This window comes from Synechococcus sp. LTW-G, assembly GCF_054459035.1.
In genome coordinates this window covers 162,137-183,905 of sequence record NZ_JBTKYW010000002.1, presented here as the reverse complement: position 1 = coordinate 183,905, position 21,769 = coordinate 162,137, and the positions used below count along the sequence as shown (strand labels likewise).

Annotated in this window: 29 protein-coding genes and 1 tRNA gene; 15 read left to right on the top strand and 15 right to left on the bottom strand. The window is 64.1% G+C overall.

Annotated features, from left to right (window positions below; translation table 11 throughout):
* Positions 1 to 7: 7 nt before the first annotated feature.
* Positions 8 to 1,516 (bottom strand): SpoIID/LytB domain-containing protein, encoded by a 1,509-nt coding sequence (locus ACXIQ9_RS04910; protein ID WP_459015933.1) that lies wholly within the window; start codon positions 1,514 to 1,516, stop codon positions 8 to 10.
* A 92-nt stretch (positions 1,517 to 1,608) separates the two neighbouring features.
* Between ACXIQ9_RS04910 and rpmI the strand changes: the two genes are divergently transcribed.
* The 3 genes from rpmI to ACXIQ9_RS04895 are packed head-to-tail and all read left to right on the top strand — an operon-like array spanning position 1,609 to position 2,761.
* Positions 1,609 to 1,806: a 50S ribosomal protein L35 gene (gene rpmI / locus ACXIQ9_RS04905; protein WP_010313917.1), complete on the top strand. Its 198-nt coding sequence runs from the start codon at positions 1,609 to 1,611 to the stop codon at positions 1,804 to 1,806.
* A 44-nt stretch (positions 1,807 to 1,850) separates the two neighbouring features.
* On the top strand, positions 1,851 to 2,198 hold the full coding sequence (gene rplT / locus ACXIQ9_RS04900) for a 50S ribosomal protein L20 (RefSeq protein ID WP_010313919.1): 348 nt from the start codon (positions 1,851 to 1,853) through the stop codon (positions 2,196 to 2,198).
* A 41-nt stretch (positions 2,199 to 2,239) separates the two neighbouring features.
* Positions 2,240 to 2,761 carry a tetratricopeptide repeat protein gene (locus ACXIQ9_RS04895; protein ID WP_010313921.1) on the top strand — a complete coding sequence of 174 codons (522 nt, stop codon included), beginning with the start codon at positions 2,240 to 2,242 and terminating at the stop codon, positions 2,759 to 2,761.
* A 1-nt stretch (position 2,762) separates the two neighbouring features.
* Here the strand turns inward: ACXIQ9_RS04895 and ACXIQ9_RS04890 are convergent, their stop codons facing one another.
* A complete protein-coding gene (locus ACXIQ9_RS04890) occupies positions 2,763 to 3,266 on the bottom strand; it encodes a hypothetical protein (RefSeq protein ID WP_296415430.1) in 504 nt (167 codons plus the stop codon).
* A 78-nt stretch (positions 3,267 to 3,344) separates the two neighbouring features.
* Between ACXIQ9_RS04890 and ACXIQ9_RS04885 the strand changes: the two genes are divergently transcribed.
* The 4 genes from ACXIQ9_RS04885 to ACXIQ9_RS04870 all read left to right on the top strand — a co-directional run bounded on the left by ACXIQ9_RS04885 (position 3,345) and on the right by ACXIQ9_RS04870 (position 6,795).
* Entirely contained in the window at positions 3,345 to 4,157 is an 813-nt protein-coding gene (locus ACXIQ9_RS04885; protein WP_459015932.1) for a thiazole synthase, read from the top strand.
* 69 nt (positions 4,158 to 4,226) lie between these two features.
* On the top strand, positions 4,227 to 4,394 hold the full coding sequence (gene psb34, locus ACXIQ9_RS04880; protein WP_247476626.1) for a photosystem II assembly protein Psb34: 168 nt from the start codon (positions 4,227 to 4,229) through the stop codon (positions 4,392 to 4,394).
* Between the two features lie 56 nt (positions 4,395 to 4,450).
* Positions 4,451 to 5,644, top strand: a complete 1,194-nt coding sequence (locus ACXIQ9_RS04875; RefSeq protein WP_010313928.1) for an NAD-dependent epimerase/dehydratase family protein — start codon at positions 4,451 to 4,453, stop codon at positions 5,642 to 5,644.
* Between the two features lie 5 nt (positions 5,645 to 5,649).
* The gene (locus tag ACXIQ9_RS04870) at positions 5,650 to 6,795 is read left to right on the top strand and encodes a glycosyltransferase family 4 protein (protein WP_459015931.1); all 1,146 of its coding nucleotides are present in this window, start codon (positions 5,650 to 5,652) and stop codon (positions 6,793 to 6,795) included.
* Here ACXIQ9_RS04870 and mrdA read toward each other — a convergent pair.
* The 5 genes from mrdA to cbiD all read right to left on the bottom strand — a co-directional run bounded on the left by mrdA (position 6,792) and on the right by cbiD (position 12,447).
* Positions 6,792 to 8,585: a penicillin-binding protein 2 gene (gene mrdA / locus ACXIQ9_RS04865; protein WP_296419365.1), complete on the bottom strand. Its 1,794-nt coding sequence runs from the start codon at positions 8,583 to 8,585 to the stop codon at positions 6,792 to 6,794. The genes ACXIQ9_RS04870 and mrdA overlap by 4 nt on opposite strands.
* 3 nt (positions 8,586 to 8,588) lie before the next feature.
* A complete protein-coding gene (locus ACXIQ9_RS04860) occupies positions 8,589 to 8,954 on the bottom strand; it encodes a hypothetical protein (RefSeq protein ID WP_459015930.1) in 366 nt (121 codons plus the stop codon).
* Positions 8,955 to 9,008: 54 nt separating this feature from the next.
* Positions 9,009 to 9,620, bottom strand: coding sequence for a hypothetical protein (locus tag ACXIQ9_RS04855; RefSeq protein WP_010313935.1), 612 nt, complete (start codon positions 9,618 to 9,620; stop codon positions 9,009 to 9,011).
* A 69-nt stretch (positions 9,621 to 9,689) separates the two neighbouring features.
* Complete coding sequence (gene guaA / locus ACXIQ9_RS04850; protein WP_296415441.1) at positions 9,690 to 11,285, bottom strand: glutamine-hydrolyzing GMP synthase; 1,596 nt, start codon at positions 11,283 to 11,285, stop codon at positions 9,690 to 9,692.
* A 46-nt stretch (positions 11,286 to 11,331) separates the two neighbouring features.
* A complete protein-coding gene (cbiD, locus tag ACXIQ9_RS04845) occupies positions 11,332 to 12,447 on the bottom strand; it encodes a cobalt-precorrin-5B (C(1))-methyltransferase CbiD (RefSeq protein ID WP_459015929.1) in 1,116 nt (371 codons plus the stop codon).
* Positions 12,448 to 12,533: 86 nt separating this feature from the next.
* Here cbiD and ACXIQ9_RS04840 point away from each other — a divergent pair, with 86 nt between their 5' ends.
* Both ACXIQ9_RS04840 and ACXIQ9_RS04835 read left to right on the top strand, forming a co-directional pair.
* A complete protein-coding gene (locus ACXIQ9_RS04840; protein WP_459015928.1) occupies positions 12,534 to 13,685 on the top strand; it encodes a pyridoxal-phosphate-dependent aminotransferase family protein in 1,152 nt (383 codons plus the stop codon).
* Between the two features lie 96 nt (positions 13,686 to 13,781).
* Positions 13,782 to 13,853 (top strand) — tRNA-Gly (locus ACXIQ9_RS04835).
* A gap of 6 nt (positions 13,854 to 13,859) precedes the next feature.
* Here ACXIQ9_RS04835 and ACXIQ9_RS04830 read toward each other — a convergent pair.
* The 3 genes from ACXIQ9_RS04830 to ACXIQ9_RS04820 all read right to left on the bottom strand — a co-directional run bounded on the left by ACXIQ9_RS04830 (position 13,860) and on the right by ACXIQ9_RS04820 (position 14,713).
* Positions 13,860 to 14,066, bottom strand: coding sequence for a hypothetical protein (locus tag ACXIQ9_RS04830; RefSeq protein WP_424175135.1), 207 nt, complete (start codon positions 14,064 to 14,066; stop codon positions 13,860 to 13,862).
* Positions 14,067 to 14,165: 99 nt separating this feature from the next.
* A complete protein-coding gene (locus tag ACXIQ9_RS04825; RefSeq protein ID WP_010313945.1) occupies positions 14,166 to 14,384 on the bottom strand; it encodes a hypothetical protein in 219 nt (72 codons plus the stop codon).
* 38 nt (positions 14,385 to 14,422) lie between these two features.
* Entirely contained in the window at positions 14,423 to 14,713 is a 291-nt protein-coding gene (locus ACXIQ9_RS04820; protein ID WP_459015927.1) for a hypothetical protein, read from the bottom strand.
* Between the two features lie 96 nt (positions 14,714 to 14,809).
* On the opposite strand from ACXIQ9_RS04820, the gene ACXIQ9_RS04815 reads away from it, so the two are divergent.
* The 3 genes from ACXIQ9_RS04815 (at position 14,810) to ACXIQ9_RS04805 (ending at position 16,300) form a co-directional block, all read left to right on the top strand.
* Complete coding sequence (locus ACXIQ9_RS04815) at positions 14,810 to 15,334, top strand: AbrB family transcriptional regulator (RefSeq protein WP_010313950.1); 525 nt, start codon at positions 14,810 to 14,812, stop codon at positions 15,332 to 15,334.
* A 64-nt stretch (positions 15,335 to 15,398) separates the two neighbouring features.
* Positions 15,399 to 15,854 (top strand): DUF6554 family protein, encoded by a 456-nt coding sequence (locus ACXIQ9_RS04810; RefSeq protein ID WP_459015926.1) that lies wholly within the window; start codon positions 15,399 to 15,401, stop codon positions 15,852 to 15,854.
* 5 nt (positions 15,855 to 15,859) lie between these two features.
* Complete coding sequence (locus ACXIQ9_RS04805; protein ID WP_459015925.1) at positions 15,860 to 16,300, top strand: hypothetical protein; 441 nt, start codon at positions 15,860 to 15,862, stop codon at positions 16,298 to 16,300.
* Here ACXIQ9_RS04805 and ACXIQ9_RS04800 read toward each other — a convergent pair.
* A complete protein-coding gene (locus ACXIQ9_RS04800) occupies positions 16,227 to 17,801 on the bottom strand; it encodes an SNF2-related protein (protein ID WP_459015924.1) in 1,575 nt (524 codons plus the stop codon). The two genes, ACXIQ9_RS04805 and ACXIQ9_RS04800, sit on opposite strands and share 74 nt — an antisense overlap.
* Positions 17,802 to 17,969: 168 nt before the next feature.
* Here ACXIQ9_RS04800 and ACXIQ9_RS04795 point away from each other — a divergent pair, with 168 nt between their 5' ends.
* Positions 17,970 to 18,383 carry an HNH endonuclease gene (locus tag ACXIQ9_RS04795; RefSeq protein ID WP_071777926.1) on the top strand — a complete coding sequence of 138 codons (414 nt, stop codon included), beginning with the start codon at positions 17,970 to 17,972 and terminating at the stop codon, positions 18,381 to 18,383.
* Position 18,384: 1 nt separating this feature from the next.
* On the opposite strand, the gene ACXIQ9_RS04790 is transcribed toward ACXIQ9_RS04795, so the two are convergent.
* Positions 18,385 to 18,552: a hypothetical protein gene (locus tag ACXIQ9_RS04790; RefSeq protein ID WP_010313959.1), complete on the bottom strand. Its 168-nt coding sequence runs from the start codon at positions 18,550 to 18,552 to the stop codon at positions 18,385 to 18,387.
* Between the two features lie 94 nt (positions 18,553 to 18,646).
* Here ACXIQ9_RS04790 and ACXIQ9_RS04785 point away from each other — a divergent pair, with 94 nt between their 5' ends.
* Complete coding sequence (locus ACXIQ9_RS04785) at positions 18,647 to 19,525, top strand: SDR family oxidoreductase (protein ID WP_459015923.1); 879 nt, start codon at positions 18,647 to 18,649, stop codon at positions 19,523 to 19,525.
* An 11-nt stretch (positions 19,526 to 19,536) separates the two neighbouring features.
* On the opposite strand, the gene ACXIQ9_RS04780 is transcribed toward ACXIQ9_RS04785, so the two are convergent.
* Complete coding sequence (locus tag ACXIQ9_RS04780; RefSeq protein ID WP_010313963.1) at positions 19,537 to 19,701, bottom strand: hypothetical protein; 165 nt, start codon at positions 19,699 to 19,701, stop codon at positions 19,537 to 19,539.
* Between ACXIQ9_RS04780 and pdxA the strand changes: the two genes are divergently transcribed.
* Complete coding sequence (gene pdxA / locus ACXIQ9_RS04775) at positions 19,700 to 20,716, top strand: 4-hydroxythreonine-4-phosphate dehydrogenase PdxA (RefSeq protein WP_459015922.1); 1,017 nt, start codon at positions 19,700 to 19,702, stop codon at positions 20,714 to 20,716. The two genes, ACXIQ9_RS04780 and pdxA, sit on opposite strands and share 2 nt — an antisense overlap.
* Here the strand turns inward: pdxA and accB are convergent.
* Positions 20,713 to 21,186, bottom strand: a complete 474-nt coding sequence (accB, locus tag ACXIQ9_RS04770; protein ID WP_459015921.1) for an acetyl-CoA carboxylase biotin carboxyl carrier protein — start codon at positions 21,184 to 21,186, stop codon at positions 20,713 to 20,715. The two genes, pdxA and accB, sit on opposite strands and share 4 nt — an antisense overlap.
* Positions 21,187 to 21,190: 4 nt before the next feature.
* A complete protein-coding gene (gene efp / locus ACXIQ9_RS04765) occupies positions 21,191 to 21,751 on the bottom strand; it encodes an elongation factor P (RefSeq protein ID WP_010313969.1) in 561 nt (186 codons plus the stop codon).
* Positions 21,752 to 21,769 lie beyond the last annotated feature (18 nt).

Below are 21,769 nucleotides of genomic sequence, written 5' to 3'. Positions count from 1 at the left end.
GCGGACTCTAAGAGCCCCCCTTCGCAGCCTTGATGGCTGGCAGAGGAACCAACTCCGTTCCCGGGTAGTAGTGACGAAGGATCTGCTTCACGCTCCAACCCCGTCCTCCCAAATCGATGGCGCCGGCCTGAGACAAACCAGCGCCATGGCCAAAACCACCTCCATCGAAGCGCCAAAGACCTGCCCCGGCGGGTTCAATCACAAAGAGGGTGCTGGGTAAACGACGCAGTGTGCGGCGGATGGCATCCCGCACCAGCACCTTTTCTCCCAGGGGCCCCCTGAGGGCCAACCGCACCACGCGACCACTCGGGCCCCGCTCCAGAACAACCGGATTCACCGGCGATCCAACGGCGGCCGCTCCCGTACCCAGGGCACGGGCAAAGGTGTCCTGCCCGAGGACGCGCTGCCAGCGGAAGTAGGGGTGGTTCTCGCCATAGACACCCGCTGTCGCCGCCAAGACCGATCGAACCTGCTGACGCTGGGTGAGGGGCAACGCCAATCCCTGGGGAGGGCCTCCGGCCCGATCAAAAGCGGGCTCCAGATAGGCGAGTTCGGGCAAGGTCCAGGCCTCGTCCTCGTCGGCACTGACTCCTCCGTTACTGGCGTGATAGACGGCATGGATCGGTTGCCCCTGCCAGGTCAGCACCTGGCCCTGGGTCGATCGAATGGCCTGCTTCACCCCCGCGCGGGCCAGGCGTGGATCGCTATAGACCTGGCACTGGGTATCCGAGCAAAGGTGGTAGCCATCCAGGGCAAAACGATGCTGATTGCCCAGAGCCCAAGTGCGCGCCAACACCGCCTGAGCAGCCAAAGCCGCAGGCGGCGCTCCAGCACCGATCTCATGGGGCACGACACCGTGGAGATAGCGCTCTAAGGGCACCTGCTCCACCAGGGTCCAACTGCCATAGGCGTCGGGCTGCAGCCGGAAGGGCCCCTGGAAGACCCCGCCCTGCCAGCGCAGGCCAGCGGAGGCTTCAATCCGAACAGGCCCCTGGAGATCCCTCCAGCCATCGGGCCGTTCCAGCTGCAGGGTCAGGAACTCACTGACAACCTTCTCTTCAACCTTGGAGCCGTAGGCCGGCGGAACAGGCTGCTCCGGGGCAGCCCAGACCTCCCACTCCCCGGGGTGGGCGACCACAGCCTTTGCTCCGAGACGACGCCAAGCCAGGGCGGCCTGCTCAGCGGTCTCAAAGCTGGAGAACGGCCCCAGCACTCGCCGGCGAATCGTGAGCGGCTCGCTCAGCGGCTTGGGTCTCCAGCGCAAGGACAGGCGCTGGCCACTGGCTTGAAAGCCGGAGGCATCGCTGAGCCTCACTACAGAAGCAGCCGCCACCAGCTGCAGCGGCGCGGCCCCCAGATGGTCCGCTAGAGCCACCCAGAGCACGGGCTGGGCACCATCCACCCTTGGCGGGGCGGGCACTGGCCGGTGGGTCAGGGCCTGGGCCTGGGCATCCGTTCCTTGGCAGCCCGCCAGGAGACAGGACGCGGCGAGGACCGCCATCAAGGAACGCTGCATCGCCTGACTGGATCCAGGCCAAACCCTAGGGGGAGTTGGCGGAAGGCACTCTGAAGTCTTACTCTCATCGTTTGTGCACGAGCGCGTAGACAATGCCGAAGCTCAAGACCCGCAAAGCAGCCGCCAAGCGGTTCAAAGCGACCGGCACCGGGAAGTTCATGCGCCGGCACGCTTTCCGCAATCACCTGCTCGATCACAAGAGCCCTAAGCGCAAGCGCTTCCTCGGCACCATGGCCGTGGTTGACGAGCGTGATGCGGACAACGTGAAGGCCATGCTCCCTTACAGCTGATCGCTTCACCTCACAGCAGTTTCAACATTCACTGAGAACTATTCATGGCCCGCGTTAAGAGGGGCAACGTCGCCCGTAAACGCCGCAACAAGATCCTTCGCCTTGCGCGTGGCTTCCGTGGTGGCAACGGCACCCTGTTCCGGACCGCCAACCAGCGGGTGATGAAGGCGCTCTGCAACGCCTACCGCGACCGTCGCCGCCGCAAGCGCGACTTCCGTCGTCTTTGGATCGCCCGTATCAACGCTGCTGCTCGCCTGAATGGCCTGAGCTACAGCCGTCTGATCGGTGGCCTGAAGAAGGCTGACGTGCAGCTGAACCGCAAGATGCTGGCCCAGCTGGCCGTGCTGGATCCCACCAGCTTCGCCACTGTCGTGGGCGCCGCCAAGAGCTGAACGCCCCCTTCAATCACAACTAAGCCCAGTCCGGTCGGTCCATGGATGTTTCACTCCCACAGGCCTACCTGATTGGGCTTTTGTTGTTGCTCGGCACCGCTGCGGTGCTCGTCGCACGGCAGATCCTGCGGGTCCGCCGCGACGAGTCCGCCCTGGCACGGCTCGAAGCCCAGGCCAAGGCCGGCGACAAGAGTGCCGGCGACCTCTACGAATTGGCCTCAGTCCAGCTGCGCAAACGCCTCTACGGGCAAGCCACGGAAAACCTGAAGCTTGCCGCCAAGCGAGCCAGCGGCGAACCCAGCGAAGCCCAGGCCCTGATCGAAAACGCCCTGGGCTTTGCCCTGGCGGCCCAAAGCAATTACAGCGGCGCGATCAAGCACTACCGCGCAGCCCTGCGGGCCAAGTCGGACTACCCCGTCGCCCTCAACAACCTGGCCTTCGCGCTGGAAAAGCAACAGAAAAGCGACGAGGCCAAAGAGACCTACGCCAAGGTGCTCGAGCTCGACGCCGCCAACAAAACAGCAAAGCGTCGGCTCAAGCGGCTGGAGCGCACGGCCGCCTAGATCACCACAGGCCGCGAATGGCTGGAGCGGCGCTGGTCTCCGGAGTCATCACGAGTTGTCCGCCAGGGTTCGTCAGCCGAGGGGCAGACCATCCAGACAAGGTGAAGCCCTGCAGACCCGCGAACGAGCCGCCGTCCTGGAGATCTGCGCTGGGGTAATTCCCAAGCAGCAACAAGTCCAATTGATCCGACGCCGCATTCAAGTTGCCTTGCACAGGAATGGTGGAGGAGCCAAGGGTGATCTCGCCTCGGACATCCACCATTTGCCCTAAGGCCCTCAGCGACGAAAGGGTCAAGCGTGCGCTGGCCGCTTGAGCGGTGCCAAAAGGCGTGTAGCTACCCGACCAAATCCGAGGCAGCTCCTGCACCAACTGCGCCGCACGCGCGACCGGATCAAATTGGCGGACGGTGGCCGCCATGCCGAAGTTTTCCTCGTATGGAGTGCTCTGACTGGGAGCAATGGCCTCGGTGGTCAGCGGGACTGCAGCCAACAGCAAAGGGATCACGGTGGCGCCATCAAGTGGCCCCACGCTAAGGACGACAGGGCTGCGCGGTACGGTCTCAACACAGCTGATCACATCCCTGTGTCTGCAGAGCCGCTGCACGCTGACGACCTGATCATCGGCGGGCGACACTTCCGCAGCCGTTTGATGACGGGCACGGGTAAGTACCCCAGCCTGCAGGCCATGCAGGCCAGCCTCGAATCCAGTGCCTGCGAGATCGTCACCGTGGCCGTGCGACGGGTGCAGTCCCAAGCCGCCGGCCATGAGGGCCTGATGGAAGCGGTGGATTGGAGTCGAATCTGGATGCTCCCCAACACCGCCGGCTGTGCCACCGCTGAGGAAGCCATTCGCGTGGCCCGACTGGGGCGAGAACTCGCGAAGTTGGCCGGACAAGAGGACAACACCTTCGTCAAGCTGGAGGTGATCCCCGACTCCAAACACCTGTTGCCCGATCCAATCGGGACCCTGGAGGCCGCGGAACAGTTGGTGAAGGAGGGCTTCACCGTTCTTCCCTATATCAATGCCGATCCCCTCTTGGCCAAACGGCTGGAGGAGGCCGGCTGCGCAACGGTCATGCCCCTGGGCTCACCGATTGGTTCCGGCCAAGGCATCCGCAATGCCGCCAACATCGCCCTGATCATCGAGAACGCTTCGGTTCCGGTCGTCGTCGATGCCGGCCTGGGGGTTCCAAGCGAAGCCGCCCAAGCGATGGAAATGGGAGCCGATGCGCTGCTCATCAACAGCGCCATCGCCCTAGCTGGGAATCCAGCGGCCATGGCCCGGGCGATGGCCATGGCCTGCGAAGCCGGACGCACCGCCTTTCATGCCGGCCGTCTGCCCATCCGCGGCGAGGCCAACCCCAGTTCCCCCACGGGCGGACGGGTCGGCACATAAAGCTTCCGCACAGGTGCGAGTCAAGTCCCGACTTCGTCCGTACTGTCGCCTCAACCACTTGCCCATGCGATGCAGGTCACAGAAGAGGACGGCGGCAGGCTCAATGCCTTCGCCCGGGAGCCCCGGATGGAGGTGATCGAGGCCGGTGAGGCCCGTGGCGCCAACAGCAAAGTGCTCCTGATCGGCGGCGCTCTGTTGGTGATCCTGATGATGGCCGTTGCGGTAGGAATCAGCTGAATCCCTGTAGTAGCTTGCCCTGACGGAGCAAATGCTCGTTCAGCAGGAGTCCAGCGGTGAAGGTTTTCGTTCTCGGCGGTGACGGCTTCTGTGGCTGGCCTTGTGCCGTGAACCTGGCCGACCAGGGCCACGATGTGGTCATCGTCGACAACCTGAGCCGCCGCAAGATCGATATTGACCTGGAAGTGGAGTCCCTGACTCCCATCACCAGCATTGGCGAACGCCTGAAGGCCTGGGAGGAGATCGGCGGCAAGCCCATGCGCTTCGTGCACATGGACATCGCCCATGAGTACCAGCGGTTGGTGGATCTGCTGCTGGCTGAGCGGCCCGACTCGGTGGTGCACTTCGCCGAGCAGCGAGCTGCGCCCTACTCGATGAAGAGCAGCGCCACCAAGCGCTACACCGTCGACAACAACGTCAACGGCACGCACAACCTGCTGGCCGCCATCGTTGAGACTGGCCTCGATTGCCATGTCGTGCACCTGGGCACCATGGGCGTCTATGGCTATGGCTCCCACCGCGGCGCCACCATCCCCGAGGGCTACCTGAAGGTGGAGGTGCCCCAGCCCGATGGCAGCCGCTTCGAGGAGGAAATCCTCCACCCGGCCAGCCCGGGCAGTGTGTATCACATGACCAAGACGCTGGATCAGCTGCTCTTCCTCTACTACAACAAAAACGACCAGGTCCGCATCACCGACCTGCACCAGGGCATCGTCTGGGGCACTAACACCGAAGCCACCGACCGCGACCCGCGCCTGACCAACCGCTTCGACTACGACGGCGATTACGGCACGGTGCTCAACCGCTTCTTGATGCAGGCGGCCATCGGCTATCCCCTGACCGTGCACGGCACCGGCGGCCAGACCCGCGCCTTCATCCACATCCGTGACTCGGTGAAGTGCGTCCAGCTGGCCCTGGAGAACCCCCCCAGCAAGGGAGAGCGAGTGAAGATCTTCAACCAGATGACCGAAAGCCATCAGGTGGGTGAGCTCGCCAAGAAAGTCGCCGCCCTGACCGGAGCCCAGGTCAACAACCTCCCCAACCCCCGCAACGAGGCGGTGGAAAACGACCTGATCGTTGATAACCGCTGTTTCATCGAGCTGGGCCTCAACCCCACCACCCTTGATGACGGTCTGCTGAAGGAAGTGGTGGAGATCGCCACCCGCTACGCCGATCGCTGCGACCGCAACCGCATCCTCTGCACCTCCGCCTGGACCAAGACCCAGGAGCAAGCCATTAAGGCCACCTGATTGCCTTGAAAATCGCCCTCTTCACCGAGACCTTCCTGCCGAAGGTTGATGGGATCGTGACCCGGCTCACCAAAACGGTGCAGCACCTTGTTGCGGCCGGTGACGAGATCATGATCTTCTGCCCTGAGGGGGCGCCTGAGTCCTACATGGGGGCCCAGGTGGTGGGGGTTCCGGCCATGCCCCTCCCGCTCTACCCAGAACTGAAGTTGGCGTTGCCAAGGCCGTCGGTCTCCGACGCGCTTGAGGCCTTTGCCCCTGATCTGGTGCACGTCGTCAACCCGGCCGTACTCGGCCTGGGGGGAATCTGGCTCGCCAAGACCAAGGGGTATCCACTGGTGGCGAGTTATCACACGCACCTACCCAAATACCTGGAGCACTACGGCCTGGGCATGCTCGAGCCGGTGCTCTGGGAGCTGCTGAAAATGGCCCACAACCAGGCTCAGCTGAACCTCTGCACCTCCACCGCGATGGTGGCCGAGCTGAGTGAGAAGGGCATCCAGCACACGGATCTGTGGCAACGGGGGGTCGACACCGATCTCTTCCGGCCCGAGCTGCGCAGCCAGGCCATGCGCGATCGTCTTCTGGCGGGCCGCAGCGACACCGGCAAGCTGCTGCTCTACATCGGACGCCTGTCGGCCGAAAAGCAGATCGAGCGCATTCGCCCCGTCCTCGATGCGATGCCCGATGCACGTCTGGCGCTGGTGGGAGATGGCCCCTATCGCCAACAACTCGAGACCTTGTTCGCCGGCAGTGCCACCCACTTCGTCGGCTATCTCGCCGGCGAAGAGCTGGCCAGCGCCTACGCCAGCGCCGATGCCTTCCTCTTCCCCAGCAGCACCGAGACCCTGGGCTTGGTTCTGCTCGAAGCAATGGCGGCAGGCTGCCCCGTGGTCGGAGCGAACCGCGGCGGGATCCCGGACATCGTCAGCGATGGAGTCAATGGCTGCCTCTATGAACCCGATGGAGCCGATGGCGGCGCCGGAAGCCTGAGCGCCGCCACCCAACGGCTCCTCGGAGATCCAGGACAGCGGGAACAGCTGCGGCGCAACGCCCGAGAAGAGGCCGAGCGCTGGGGTTGGGCCGGTGCCACCGAGCAGCTGCGTGGCTACTACCGCCAGGTGCTCAACGCACCAGCACCAAGCCTCACCTAGCGGCTGCGTTGCTGGGCCCAGACCTGCAGCACCTGGCGGGCCATGGGCAAGGCATGCACTGAACCACCGCCAGGGGTGTTCTGGGCAAAGGCGACCACGACAATCTCGCCGTTGGGATACGGGGCAAAACAGGCAAACCAGGCGTGGTCAGGGCCACCGGTGCTGTCCTCGGCGGTTCCGGTCTTGCCCGCCACGGGCGGCAACTCCGCCGCCTGGTTCATGGCATAGCCCGTGCCCTCCTGAACCACCTTGCGCAAGCCGCGGTTGATCGTGGCCAGGGTCGAGGGCTTGATGTCCACCTTGGTGCGGCGAGGCGGAGCGGTCCAATCCAAGCCGCGATCAACCAAGTGGGGGGTGATCAGATAACCACCATTGGCAAAGACGGCGTAGGCCCGAGCCAACTGCAAAGGGGTGACCTGGACCACGGACTGGCCAATGGACATGCTCGCCATGTCCTCGGGGATCCAAGGGGTGGTGCCGGGCTTACCCCAGGTGCGTCCCTTGGCGGCCCACTGCTCATTGCCCACCAGGCCGGTGCTTTCCTCGTAGCCGATCTCAATGCCCGTGGGCTTCGTGAATCCCAACTTCACCGCGGCGTCATAGAGGGGCATCGAGCCCACCCCAACACCGACTTGGTAATAGAAGGTGTTGCTTGAGAAGCGCAGGGCATCCTCGTAGCCGATCAGGCCAAAGCCGGCACCGTTGTGGTCCGGGAAACAGTGCCCGCCGTAGGTGATGCAGCCGCGGGTCATCAGCTTGGTGTTCGCCGGAAACTTGCCCGAGGCCATCCCAGCGAAGGCCGTCACCGGCTTCCAGGTGCTGCCGGGGTCATAAGCATTCATCGCCCGGCTGAAGAGAGGCTTAGAGGGAGAGGCAAAGAGGGCGTCGTACTCCCGCTGGGTCGTGACGGTCTTGGAGAAGAAGTTGGGATCGAAATTGGGGCGACTGGCCAAGGCCAAGATCGCCCCGGTCCTGGGATTCAGGGCAACGATGGCCCCACCGGGCTTGCCCTTCAGGGCCGCCTCAGCCGCCCGCTGCAGCGGGAGATCAAGCGTGACCACCAAGTCCTTGCCGGCCTTGGAGGGGCGATCGCCGAGGACGCGCTGGATCTCGCCCATGGCGTTGACCTCGACCATCTGGCCGCCCCAGGTGCCGCGCAGGTGTTGCTCATAGGCGGCCTCCACACCAATGCGGCCAATGCGGTCGCGGATCTTGTAGCCCCGCTTGGCCAGAACCTTGTATTCCTGCTCAGTGATGGGCTGGGTGTAGCCCAAGGTGTGGGCGCCAAGTGAGCCGTGGGGGTAGCTGCGCACGACATCCAGATCCACCTGGGCTCCCCGCAGGTCGCTGGCCTGCTCCCGGAAGCGCAGGACCTGCTCCGGCGTCAGTTCACTGGCGAGCTCAATGCGGTATTCCTGCTTGCCGGGACCGCGACGCTTGCGCTGCTCCAGTTGCTTCTGGGGGATGTTCATCAGAGCGCTCAGCCGCTCCCGCAGAGCGGGCCAAGAACCCTTCGGCAGATCCTTGGGCTGCAGATACAGGCTGTAGATCAGGCGGCTTGAGACCAGGACCTGTCCATGGCGATCCAAGATCCGCCCCCGGACGGGGTTACGCGCCAGCAGGCGGATGCGGTTCTCGTCAGCGCGCTCCCGGTTTTCGCTGCCATGGAGCAGCTGCAACCAACCCAGACGCACGACCATCGCCGAAGCGAAGAACAGCACCAAACCCAGCAGAATCGCGGGCTGACGCTGGAGCCCGGCACTGCGGTGAGGGTTGGAGGCGATGGCCAATGGTCAGCTCCCTTCCGTGAGCCGTTGCTCCAGCAACGTCAACCGCTTGGAGATGCGTGCCAGGGCCAGCTGCAACTCCTCCTCTCCGGCATCCTTCGCCAGGGCCGGCTCCACCGGCACGTCCGTGACCTGCACCTTCATCACCGGATTCCCCAAACCAGGCTGGATCCGATCGAGACGCTCACGAACCTGACGGGCCGCCTCTGCCCCTTCCTCGCGGAGCTCCGTGAGGCCCTCTGGACCCTTGGAGAGTGCATCAGCCAGATCACGGGCGCCACCACGCTTGGCCCGCTCGACCGCAGCCATTCCGACCGGCAGGACCTCCTGCATCAGGGTCAAACGCAGACTGTCGAGGGGGTCGGAACCCATGAAGTGAGGCATTGAGTGCGCCCAGTCTGGCGCCTGATCCCCGATCTGGCTGGCCTAGCCCGCGCTGCGCGAGATGGCCGGCTGGACGATCTGCTGACGGCAGAACTGCTGGGAGCCAAGCCACCAGCCCGCACCCACCGCGATCACCATCAAGGCCGAGAGGGGAAGCAAAGCCTGCCGCGTCACCGGCAGCACCATCCACTCGCTCCAGTCACGGATCAGGCGTTCGCGATCGAAGCGACGGCGCTCGCTGGCCTCCTGCTGCAGACGACGCTTGAGCGACTTGGAGACCCAACGCTCAAAGGCCTTCTTCTTGGTGACGGCCATCTTGCGCTCCACCTCCAGCAGCTGGCCGGGGGTGAGCTCAGGGTTAAAGGTGCTGATCAGCTCCAGGCTCTTGAGGAACATCTCAACAGCCCCGTCCTTCACGGCACGGTCGGTCTCGTTGAGCAGCTCCCAATCCAACTCGGGATAGAAGCGCACCCGGTTGGTCGTGATCTGATCCTCTGCCAGCTGCCCCGGTTCCCGCAGCCAGCGATCGGTATTGGCGTCAAAACGGCGCCAATAAAGGAAGGGATTCAGATACACCACCTTCCCTGCCAGCTGAATGCTGTCCTGCTGAAGGCGGCGCTGCAGCTGGATGTCCTGCTGTGGGGCGGCAGTCAAGGCTCCTAGGCCGGGGGACCCGAGGGTAACGGAGTCACCCGGCCTAGGCCATGGCTCAAGGGGTGGGAATTATTCCCACTCGATGGTGCCGGGGGGCTTGCTTGTGATGTCGAGCACCACCCGGTTCACGCCCTTCACCTCATTCACGATCCGGTTGGAGATCTTCTCCAGCAGGTCATAGGGCAAGCGGGACCAATCCGCCGTCATGCCGTCTTCAGAGGAGACACAGCGCAGAACAATGGGGAAGGCATAGGTGCGCTTGTCACCCATCACACCAACACTGCGCACCGGTAGCAGCACCGCGAAGGCCTGCCAGATGTCGTGATAGAGACCAGCGTTTTTGATCTCTTCGCGCACCACCAGATCGGCATCGCGCAGGATGTCGAGCTTGTCGTCCGTCACCTCACCGAGGATGCGGATCGCCAGGCCAGGACCGGGGAAGGGGTGGCGGCCGACGATCTCCTCAGGAAGTCCCAGGGTGCGACCCACCTTGCGGACCTCGTCTTTAAACAGACGCCGGAGGGGCTCCACCAACTTGAACTGGAGATCCTTCGGCAAGCCGCCCACGTTGTGGTGGCTCTTGATCTTCACTGCCACCCGCTCGCCCGTTTTGGGATCGACGTTGGTGCCAGCGCTCTCGATCACATCGGGATACAGAGTTCCCTGGGCGAGGTAATCAAAGGGCCCAAGGCGCTTGCTCTCCTCCTCGAAAACCCGAATGAATTCGGTGCCAATCAGCTTGCGCTTCTCCTCAGGATCGGTGACCCCAGCGAGTTTGTTGATGAAGCGCTCACGGGCGTTGATGTATTCGACCCTGATGTGGAACTTCTTGTCGAAGAAGTCCATGAGGAATTCAGGCTCCCCTTTACGCATGAAGCCCTGATCAATGAACATGCAGGTCAACTGATCACCGATCGCCTTGTGCAGCAAGAAGGCGAGGGTGGAGGAGTCGACACCACCGGAGAGGGCGAGCAGAACGCGCTTATCGCCAACCTGACGGCGCACATCCGCCACCGCCTCATCGATGAAGGCGGCCGTCGTCCAATCCGGCAGGCAGCCGCAAACGTGATAGACGAAGTTGCGAATCAGGGCCATTCCGCATTCGGAATGGACCACTTCGGGGTGGAACTGAACGCCGTAGAGACGCCGCTGGTGATCCGCGACGGCGGCCTCAGGTGTGTTCTCGGTGTGGGCCAGACGGACGAAGCCTTCGGGCAAGCGCTCGACGGAGTCGCCATGGCTCATCCACATCGTCGAACCCTCGTCGACGTTGGTGAGCAGGTCGGTGGGGTCGTCGACAAATAAAGGTGCCTTGCCGTACTCGGCGCGGCCGGCAGCCACCACAGAGCCGCCCAGCTGCTGCACCATCAGCTGCATGCCGTAGCAAACCCCCAGGACCGGAATGCCCAGATCCCAAATCTCTGGATCGCACTTCGGGGCGTGCTCGGCATACACCGAGCTGGGACCACCACTCAGGATGATCCCCTTGGGATTCAGCGCCTTCAATTCAGCCGCGCTGGTGGAGTACCCCATCACCAGGGAATACACCTCGGTTTCCCTGACCCGACGGGCGATCAGCTCGGAATATTGAGAACCAAAATCAAGGATCACAATCGCCGGATGACGATTGGTTTCACCGATTGAGGTTGGAGTCACGTCTGACATGGAGCGGCCAGCAGCTGTGGCCTAGGCATTCAGATCACCCTAGATCTCAGGCCCGAAAGCCCTCCAGCAGCGCAGCCCCGACCGGGCCGCATGCACAGATGCTGCGGCTGCGATCAAACAGGACAGCGCCAAGCTGGGGAGCCGCGTCATGGTGCTTGGCCAGGTAGGCCCCTGCCCGCTGCTCAATCACGGCGGCCAAGCGCTGCTGCAACCCCGTGGCCAGGGCGGAATCACGCTCGGCCAACGCAGCGATTGCCTGATCAACGCTGGCCGCCTCTAGAAGCAGCCGGATCTGCTCCAGGGAACACCCGTGCTGGGCCGCCTGGGCCGCCAGGATCTCCAACCGTCCATCAGCCAGATGGTGATGGGTGTGAAAGATGCCCCCCGCCAGCTTGATCAACTTGCCCTGGTAGCCAAACAAGAGCAGGCGCCTGACCCCTGCCTCAGCGGCAGCCACCAGCAGTGGCCCAATCCAGTTGCCAGCCTTGAGCAACAGGCCAGAAGGCAGACCCTGCTGCGGGGCCAGATCCAGCCCGTTTTCCCCCAAGACGAGCACCAGATCGCCGCTCCAGCCTGGCTCCTGACTGCGACGCGCCAACTCCTGACGGGCCTGGTCCAGTTGATCAGGCGCGGCACTGCGCTGCACCAGGGCCTGGGTCCCAATTAGGGCCAAACCATCCACCACACCAAAGGCCGCATTGCTGGTGCGCGCCGCCCTTTGGCGCCCCTCCGGGAAGGTGAGCGTCAGCCGCAAACCCCGGCGCTCCGGCAGGAGCGGGCGCAGGTTGCTCTCGAGCAATTGCCTGGCATAGGCCGAGAGGCAGGCCTCGCCGGAAGCTGCGTGCACACCCACGCCCTCCCCAGCCAGCAACTCCAGCCAAGGCTGTTCCCCCTCAGCATCCGTCCAACTGGCCTCCACCCAAACCTGCAGGCCGCGGGTGAGGTCCAGCACCTCTCCGGGGTCACAGCAACTGGTGGCCAAGGCCCGCCCCGACCCCAACCGTGCGGCGGCCTGGACCGGAATCACCGTGGCTTCAAGACCCGCTTCTGGATCCAGAAGGAGCTGAACCTGCGCTTGAAAAGGCTGGCCAAGCAACTCTCGAACCGCCGCCACCGCTGCAGCCGCAACCCAGACCGGCAGGGTGTAGCCGCACTCAGCCATGGGCCAGGGAAGGGTGAGGTCCGTTTTTTATGTTGGTCGATTGCGCTGCTGATCCAACGGGCAGCGATCGCCCCGGCTCACCCACCATGCAGGACAAGCTGACTCTGATGATCCCCGGCCCCACACCGGTGCCGGAAAGCGTCCTGCAGTCCATGGGGCGTCACCCCATTGGACACCGCAGCGCGGACTTCCAGAAAATCGTTGAGCGCACCACCGCCCAACTCAAGTGGCTGCATCAAACCAGCAATGACGTTCTGGTGATCACCGGCAGCGGCACCGCCGCCATGGAAGCCGGAATCATCAATGTGCTGAGCAAAGGGGACAAGGTCCTCTGCGGCGATAACGGCAAATTTGGCGAGCGCTGGGTGAAGGTGGCTCAGGCCTACGGCCTGCAGGTGGAGGTGATCAAGGCGGAGTGGGGCTCCCCACTAGATCCCGAGGCATTCCGTGCCGCCCTGGAGGCCGACTCCAGCAAGGCGATCAAGGCCGTGATCCTGACCCACTCGGAAACCTCCACCGGGGTCATCAATGACCTCGAGACCATCGCCAAGCACGTCAAAGCCCATGGCACAGCGCTGACCATCGCTGACTGCGTAACAAGCCTCGGCGCCTGCAACGTGCCCATGGACGCCTGGGGGATCGACATCATCGGATCCGGGTCCCAGAAGGGCTACATGATGCCCCCGGGTCTGGCCTTCGTGGCCATGAGCGACAAGGCCTGGGAGGCCTACGGCCGCTCCGACCTGCCGAAGTTCTATCTGGATCTGGGCAAGTACCGGAAATCGGCGCAAGCCAATAGCAACCCCTTCACCCCGGCGATCAACCTCTACTTCGCGCTGGAAGCGGCGCTCGAGATGATGCAGGCCGAAGGGCTCGAGGGCATCTTTGCCCGCCATGCTCGTCATCGCGCCGCCGCCCAAGCGGGCATGAAGGCCATCGGCCTGCCCCTCTATGCCGCCGAAGGCTTCGGCAGCCCGGCCATCACCGCCGTGGCTCCCGAGGGCATCGATGCCGAGACCCTTCGCAAAAAGGTCAAGGATCGCTTTGACATCCTTCTGGCCGGTGGCCAAGACCACCTCAAGGGCAAGGTCTTCCGCATCGGCCACCTGGGCTTCGTTTGTGATCGCGATGTGCTGACCGCCGTCGCAGCGATTGAAGCCACCCTGCAGGAACTCGGACTGCACAAGGGGACCCCTGGTTCTGGCGTGGCAGCCTGCGCAGCCGCCCTGGCCAGCTGAAGCAGCCGACCACAGGGGAGCTCCTTCAACAGGGCTCCCTTGCTAGGTTGATTGGGATAGCCAAAAGCCTTGATCACGGCTTTTGACTATCAAATTGCGGATGTAATTCAGTGGTAGAATGTCAGCTTCCCAAGCTGAACGTCGCCGGTTCGAGCCCGGTCATCCGCTTGAGAATTAGTTTCTGGGCTTAATCAGCTGCATCACCTGCGGCCCCACGCTTCCTGCGCGGCGCTCGCAATCGAGGGAACGGAGAATATCGCGCGCTGACTGTTCAATTTCACCGCTTGATGCGGCCTGCTCAGCCGAAGCCGAAAAAGCGGCGGCCGCACGCATCAAATCGTCTCGTCGCTCGGCTACAGGTGCCTGCTGGCTGGATTGCATTTATTTGATCTGGCCTGAATAAATATTAGTCGCCACGTTCAAGCGACCCCAAACGGTGGGGCTGCCCTGACACAACTGAAACGGATCGGCCGAGTGGTTTTAGGTGCCTGGTTCCTCGCGATTGCCGCCCAGTGCTGCGATCTGATCACGCAGTTGCCTCACTCTTGAAGCATCACCACGGGTGATGGCAACGGCGAGGGCGAACTCGAGTTTCTCGAGCTGATGGCCGCCCTCAGCAAAAGAACGGCTGGCGCAGGCAGGTGTACCCGAGGCGGCAGGGGCAACGGGAACAGAGCGATGGCTGTTGGAGAAGGCCATGGTTCGCTTTCTTTCCATTGTGCCCCCGGCGCAAGGGGTCATGCAGCCATGAACTCATCCTCGTGAGGATTCACCGACGCAGGGAACTCCTCCTCGCTCACCCCGTCCTGCAGGAGGCTGCGGCAGTCGGCCAACAGCGTCTCCACATGGTCGAGACGGCTCAGCTCCTCAGGATCAGGCGTCTCGACAAAGGAGACCTGGTCCAGTTGCAGCTCCATCGCATTGAGGCGCTGCTCCAACTTCACCAGCCGCTGCGAGAGGGCCGCGACGGTCTGAGCGAGGTCCTCTGTGGTGCGCGTGATGCGAAACGAGACCGATTCGCCAGCCATGGACAGGGTTCAACTCGCCCGATAACACCACAGCCCTGGGCAGTTCTCAAGCCCAAGCGGCCAAGCAGACTGAAGGCATTCCAGGGCAGCCCGTCGATGCCATCAAGCCTCCACCTGCTGGCCTATGTCCTGGCGGGCATTGGCGGCGGTTTGCTGGCGCTGCGCACGGGGATCCCCGCCGCACCCCTCGCTGGCGCGCTGCTGGGAGCGGGACTGCTGAGCATGAGCGGCAAGCTCGAGGCCGCCAACTGGCCCGCAGGCACCCGGACTGCCCTGGAAATTGGCATTGGCACCGTCATCGGCACCGGATTGACGGCGACGGCCTTCAGCGAGCTCAGGCAGCTCTGGCGGCCAGCTCTTTTGATCACGCTCACCCTGGTGATGACCGGCCTGGTGGTGGGGCTCTGGTGCAGCCGTCTGCTGGGAATGGACCCGCTCATTGCCCTCTTGGGAGCCGCGCCAGGGGGAATCAGCGGCATGAGTCTGGTGGGCGCCGAATTCGGAGTCGGTGCCGCCGTTGCTGCCCTTCACGCCGTCCGCTTGATCACGGTGCTGCTCGTGCTGCCGCTGGCGGTCAGGCTGCTCCTGGGCCACGGGGACCTGCCGCCGCCTGCCAGCTGATTGATCGGCACCTAGATCCAGCAGGAAACGATCGATACGGTGGGACCCATTCCCCTGCTTCGGCATGCGTCTTTCCCTGTCCCTCAACGGCCGGCTGCTTCGGCTGGCTGCAGCCCTTCCGCTTGCTGCCCTGGGCTGGTCTGCGCTGCCGACCGCCGCTCTGGCCGGCAATGAAGCCGGTTCCAAGGGAGCACAGATCTATTGCTTCATGCGCAGCAGCGGCAACAATCACGAAGTGAGCTGGAAAGCGGCCTACGCGGTCATCAAGCGTCAGAGCGCCTCGGTCTTCAAGACCTCGCCTGAACACGCCGCGGTGATGATCACCGAAGCCGTCGTCGCCGATCCCGGCAAATACAACGACTGCGGTCGCTACCTGGGCGATCTCTACGTCAAGGCGGTGGACACCAACGAAGAGAAGAGCCAGTCCACTCACCCCGACAGCACCAACCGAACCAGCACCAGCTCCGGCATCACCAGTGGCACCGGCGCCGGCGGCAGCTCGAACCGCTACGCCTACTGAGGCTGATGGCAACCCGCACCCGCTCCTGGCTACCGCCATCCCTGGGGGCGGGTCTGCTCTGGCTCGTCCTCAGCAGCTGCAGCGCTCCACCCGAGCCCGGCCAGAGTCAAACCAAGGTTGATGACTGCCTACGCAACGTCAACCTTGATCGGTTGCCGGCCTTGCTGAAGCACTGCGATGCGGTAGTGGTGGCCTTCCCTCAACACCCGCAACCCCGCAATGAGCGGGCCCTGCTGCTGAAATTGGCGGGCAAGCCACAGGAGGCCTGCCGCGACAGCCTCAAAGCCGCGGCCCTGGTGAAAGAAGGCAAACACCCCGTCGACGCCCTGATGCGCGACGAGATCGACTTGCGGCGGCGCAACTGCATCCGCCTCACCACTGATCGAGCAGCTGCTGCACCATCCGCGGCAGCGGCTGACGCTCCAGCTGAGCCTGGCCGCGACTGAGCAACAGGGCAATGCGCTCGGCCTTATCGGCAATCAGTCCGTCCACCAGCTGATCCGCGACGCCAAGCTGAAGCCAATGGCACTCCAGGGTCCCCTGCATACCAATGCGGTGGCAACGGTCCTCGGCCTGCTCGGCATCGCCGGGGGTCCAGGGTCTCTCCAGCAGGACCACATGCTTGGCCCGATGCAGGGTGAAGCCCAGGCCTCCAGCGCCGTAGGTGCTGATCAGCAGCTGCTCGTGGCCACCCTGAAAGCGATCCACCACACCTTGGCGCTCTGCGGCGGCCAGGCGTCCGGTCAGCAGGGCACCCCCCAGTCGCTGCTGCAACAACTGGGCCGCCGCCACAAAGGCCGTGAAGACCACAACGGCCTGCCCCTCGGCCTGCAGCCTGGCCAGCAGGGCGGCGGCGGCGGGGAGCTTGTACTCCGAGCCGATCTGACGCAGGGCGGTCAGTACGGCTAGGGCCTCGGCATCGCGGCGCACCAAACCCGCAGCGGCGCGGCGGCGATAGTCATCGACCTTCAGTTGCAGGCGGTGCTGAAAGCCCTGACCCTCCGACTCCGACAGGCTGACGGGAAGCATCTGCCGGCGTTTCGGGGGGAGATCCAGACAGTCCTGTTTGCGGCGATGCAGCAGCAGGGGCCTGACCAGGCGCTGCAGCTCCGGCAGGTGGGTGGCCCCGGTCGCACTCCACTGCCGGGTGCCCGAGCGTTCATGCCAATGGCCAAGGCAGTAGCGCTCCTCGAAGGCGCGCTGGTCCTTCGCCAGGGGGTGGCCGATGGCCGCCAGCAAGGGGAACAGCTGCGCTGGGCGGCCGTTTTTCATCGGAGTGCCGCTGAGCAACCACGCCACCCGCAGCCGCGGATGGCGCGCCAGACGCAGGAAGGCCTGGGTGCGCGCAGCGGACAAGTTCTGGGCGTAGTGGGCCTCGTCCGCGATCAGAACCGTGCCGGCCTCCGGCAGCTCCTGTGGGAGCGCCGCCCAACTGAGCAGGGTGACCTGCAGTTGCAAGGCCGCCGCCTCCTGGCGCCAATGGCGATGGAGGCCCGTGGGAGCGATCACCACCACGCAGCAATCCGCCGCCCGGACCATCGCGCGCGCGGCCACGAGCGCCGTCAGGGTTTTTCCCAAGCCCATGGCATCGGCCAACACCGCACCACGGCGCGCCAGCAACCAGCGCACCGCCGCCCGCTGATGGGCAAACAACTCCCGGCCGTCCGGCAAGGGTTCCCCTAGCCCGGCGCTGGCAATCAGCTCGCGATGGGGCGGCAGAGGGGGCAGAGGCTGCTCGAGCCAGCTGCACCACTGGGGCAACGGCGGCTCCATCGCGAAGCGCTTGCCGAAGTGCTGACGCAGGACCAAGGCCGCTTCCAGCGGGAACTCCCAGCAGCCCTGCTTCGAGCGCCAAAAGCCTCGGGGGCGCACCGCCCTGAGCTGGGCCTGGGTGACCGCATCAAAGGGCAGAACCAACTCGATGGCCCCTGATGCTCCCAACCGCATCAGGCAGCGCGAGGTGCGTTGCTGGGCCGTCTGAGCTGGGGCAGCAACTCATAATTTAGCGAAGCTCAGGGCGGGCGCAACAGCTGCAATAAGCCTTGCAAAATGCATCGTTCGACACATTGACATCCCAGCCACTCAGGTCAGACTCCCTGCAACCGAATTGTTCGGATGCACAGCAGGGATGCCGTTTTCCTTGAAGACTTGTGCCCCAAACTTCGTGTTCGCAGATGGAGACAATCCCTCCACACTTACACCGGAAAAACGTGCATCTACTGCGGCAAACCTTCTGAGTCTATTGATCACGTTTTTCCGCAAAGTCGCGGTGGCTTAAGCGTGACAGAAAACTGCGTTCCCGCTTGCCTGGCCTGCAATGGCCGCAAGAGCGACGCTGACGCGTTCGAGTGGTACCGGCAGCAGCGCTTCTACGACCCCCGCCGAGCCATGGCCATCCGCGCCTGGACCGACGGTGACCTGCGCCTGGCCCTGCGCCTGCTGCAGTGGGCGAGCCCAGGCGCCATTCCCGCGCCCGCAGCGCCGGACTCCGGCTTCAATCCCATGCAGCCGTACCTGCAGGCCGCCTAAGTCACCAGATCCGGCAGGCCGCAGCGCCGTTATGGCGCTGGCAAATCTCCGCCTGAGCCTGGGGCTGATCGGGAGCCAGCAGCAGGGCCGAGAACAGCGTCAGCGCCAAAGCCGTCAGGCCAATCAGGCGACGCGGGGCGCCAACCTGCGAACGCCGCCGAGGACGCACACGCCCAGGGACCTGGCCCACGAAGGAGGACCCAAGAGGGGCGGGGAAGCAAGATGCAGTCATTAATCAGCGGGCGAGTAATACAGGTGTACTCATGACGGCTCGCGGTGTCAACCCCTCCTCCCGCGTGCTGGTCCTCGGCGGGGGATACACAGGCCAGCGCTTTGCCGATGCAGCCAGAGCGCGCGGGGCCCAGGTCTGGCTGACCTCACGCTCGATCAAAGAGGGATCTCAATGGCTGCACTTCAATGCGGGCGAGGGGGCCGTCCCGCAGATTCCTGAAGGCCTCAGCCATGTGCTGATCACCCTTCCGCCCAACAAGAACGGCGACGACGACGCCTACAACCTTCTGGGGGAGTCCCTCCGGCACCAGCCCCTCCAGTGGGTGGGTTACCTATCGACCACGGGGGTCTACGGCGACACCCAAGGACGCTGGGCCGATGAACAGAGCCCGACAGAGCCAAGCCTTCGCCGCAGCCAATCCCGCCTGCAGTGCGAGCAACGTTGGCTGGCCAGCGCTCTCCCCCTACAGAGTTTTCGGCTGCCCGCGATCTACGGACCGGGTCGTTGCCCCTTCCAGCAGCTGCAACAAGGCCAGGCCCGCTTGATCCACAAGCCCAAGCAGGTGTTCTGCCGGATCCATGTCGATGACATCGTTGGCGCCTTGCTGCACTGCTGCGGCCTACCCCCGGAGGCCAGGCCAGCGGTGCTCAACGTCAGCGACGATCTGCCCTGCCCCTCGAGTGAAACGCTCGGCTATGCCGCCCACCTGCTGGGTTGCAAATTGCCGGCCGTACGCAACTTCCGCGACGCCCAGGCAGAGATGAGTGCGATGGCCCTGAGCTTCTGGGCCGACAACCGCCGCGTCAGCAATGCGCGGCTGTGCCAGGACCTGGGCTACCAACTGCGTTACCCCAGCTATCGGGAAGGATTTGCCGCCAGCTGGGAGGAGGAGCAGAACCGTCCCAAGTGATGGAATAACCCTTAGATGCGGTTTGCGCCTGAACCCGCCGGACCTTGATCCGGGTCCGGAACGAACGGCACCCCGGCATCGTGGAAGAGACGATTCCAGTGCAACTCCACCCAGCCGTTCTGCACACCCTTCACCAGGGCAAAGCCCATCCCGATCAGCAACAGCCAACGCAACATGGGTGATCCGCCAAGCGACAGCAACGCTAAGCGCCCCCGCTTGATCGTCTCCCTTGGCGATCCCGCCGGCATCGGAGGCGAGGTCACGCTCAAAGCCCTGGCCCGCTGGACCCCCGCTGGCCAACCGCCGCTGCTGGTGGGTTGCCGCCGCTGGCTGGAGGAGACCTACACGCAACTCAAGGGGCAAACAGACGCCCCCCTGGCGGACCCCGCCCAGCTCGAGATGGTGGATTGCCCGCTCGAGCAACCCGTCAAACCAGGGACCCCCAGCGCCATCAGTGGTGAAGCCAGTTTCCGCTGGCTCACCCAGGCCGTTGAGCTGGTGCAACGGGGCTCCGGCCAAGCCCTTGTCACTGCCCCGATCGCCAAACAGCACTGGCACGCGGCAGGCCATGACTACCCCGGCCAAACCGAACGCTTGGCTGAGCTGGCTGGAGCCAAGGAAGCCTCGATGCTCTTCACCGCCCGCTCCCCCCAGAGCGGCTGGCGGCTCAACACCCTGCTCGCCACCACCCACATTCCGCTTCAGCAGGTTCCCCAAGCCCTAAACCCTGAGCGGGTGCGCGCCAAGCTCGACGTCTTACTGGCCTTTTGCCGTCGCTTTCGCCACGAGCCGACCCTGGCCGTCGCAGGACTCAACCCCCATGCGGGCGAGGCCGGACGTCTTGGACGAGAGGAGCGGGACTGGCTTGAGGCCACGCTTGAAGAGTGGAGCGCGCGGCACCCTGAGGTGACCCTGCTGGGGCCACTTCCACCTGACACCTGCTGGCTAAGCGCGGGCATGGCCTGGCAGCAGGGCGGACGAGCTCCCGATGGCTTCCTCGCGCTCTACCACGATCAGGGCCTGATCCCCGTCAAGCTGCTGGCCTTTGACCAGGCGGTCAACACCAGCCTGGGCCTGCCCTTTCTTAGGACCTCACCGGATCACGGAACCGGGTTCGACATCGCCGGCCTTGGCATTGCCCGCGCAGCCAGCATGGTGGCGGCCTTGGAGGCCGCTGAGGACTTGGGCTAGGCGGGTTTCACCCGCATCAGCACCTGGCCAAATTCAACCGGGGTGCCGTTCTCGACCAGGATCTCCACCACCTCACCGCTCACCTCGGACTCGAGCTCGTTCATGAGCTTCATCGCCTCGAGGATGCAGACGGTCTGGCCGACATTGATCTTGGCGCCGAGCTCCACGAATGCCGACTCGCCGGGAGCAGGGGAGCGGTAGAAGGTCGCCACCATCGGAGCGGTGATCTCAATCAGATCACTGCGGGCCGCAGCGGCGGCCGGGGGAGCCGCGGAGGGGGCAGCGGCAGGTGCGGCTGCAGCGGGAGCCGTAACCGGAGCGGCAGCTTGCATCACAACCTGGGGCTGGACCCCCGGAAGATTGCGACGCAATTCCAAGCGGAAGTCATCACCTTCGAGCTTGAGCTCTTGGATGTCGCTGTCCCCAAGCAGGGCAATCAGCTCACGCAGCTGGTTGTGGTCAAGTTGCATGGGATCAGTTCTCGCGGCCCAGGTAGCTGTCGGTGCGGGTGTCGATCTTGATCTTTTCGCCGATCGAGAGGAACAAGGGAACCATCACCTGAGCGCCGGTCTCGACGATGGCGGGTTTTGTGCCGCCCGTGGCGGTATCGCCCTTCACACCGGGGTCAGTTTGGGTGATTTCCAGAACAACGGAATTCGGGAGTTCCACTTCCAAAGGCTTCCCGTTCCAATAGACGACATTCACCTCCATGCCTTCCTTGAGGTACTTGCGCTGATCGCCGATCTGCTTGGCGGTCAGACGGGTCTCCTCATAGGTGGACATGTCCATGAAGACAAAGTCATCAGCCTCCATGTAGGTGTGCTGAAGCACAGCCTTCTCGAGAACCGCCTGGGGAACGGTTTCACCAGCGCGGAAGGTTTTCTCAACGACGTTGCCGGACTGCACGGCCTTGAGCTTGGTGCGGACAAAGGCGGAGCCCTTGCCGGGCTTCACGTGCAGGAACTCAACAACGCGCCAGACCTGACCGTCGATCTCGATCGTCGTGCCGGTACGAAAGTCGTTGCTCGAGATCATTCCGGCATAACGGTTCAG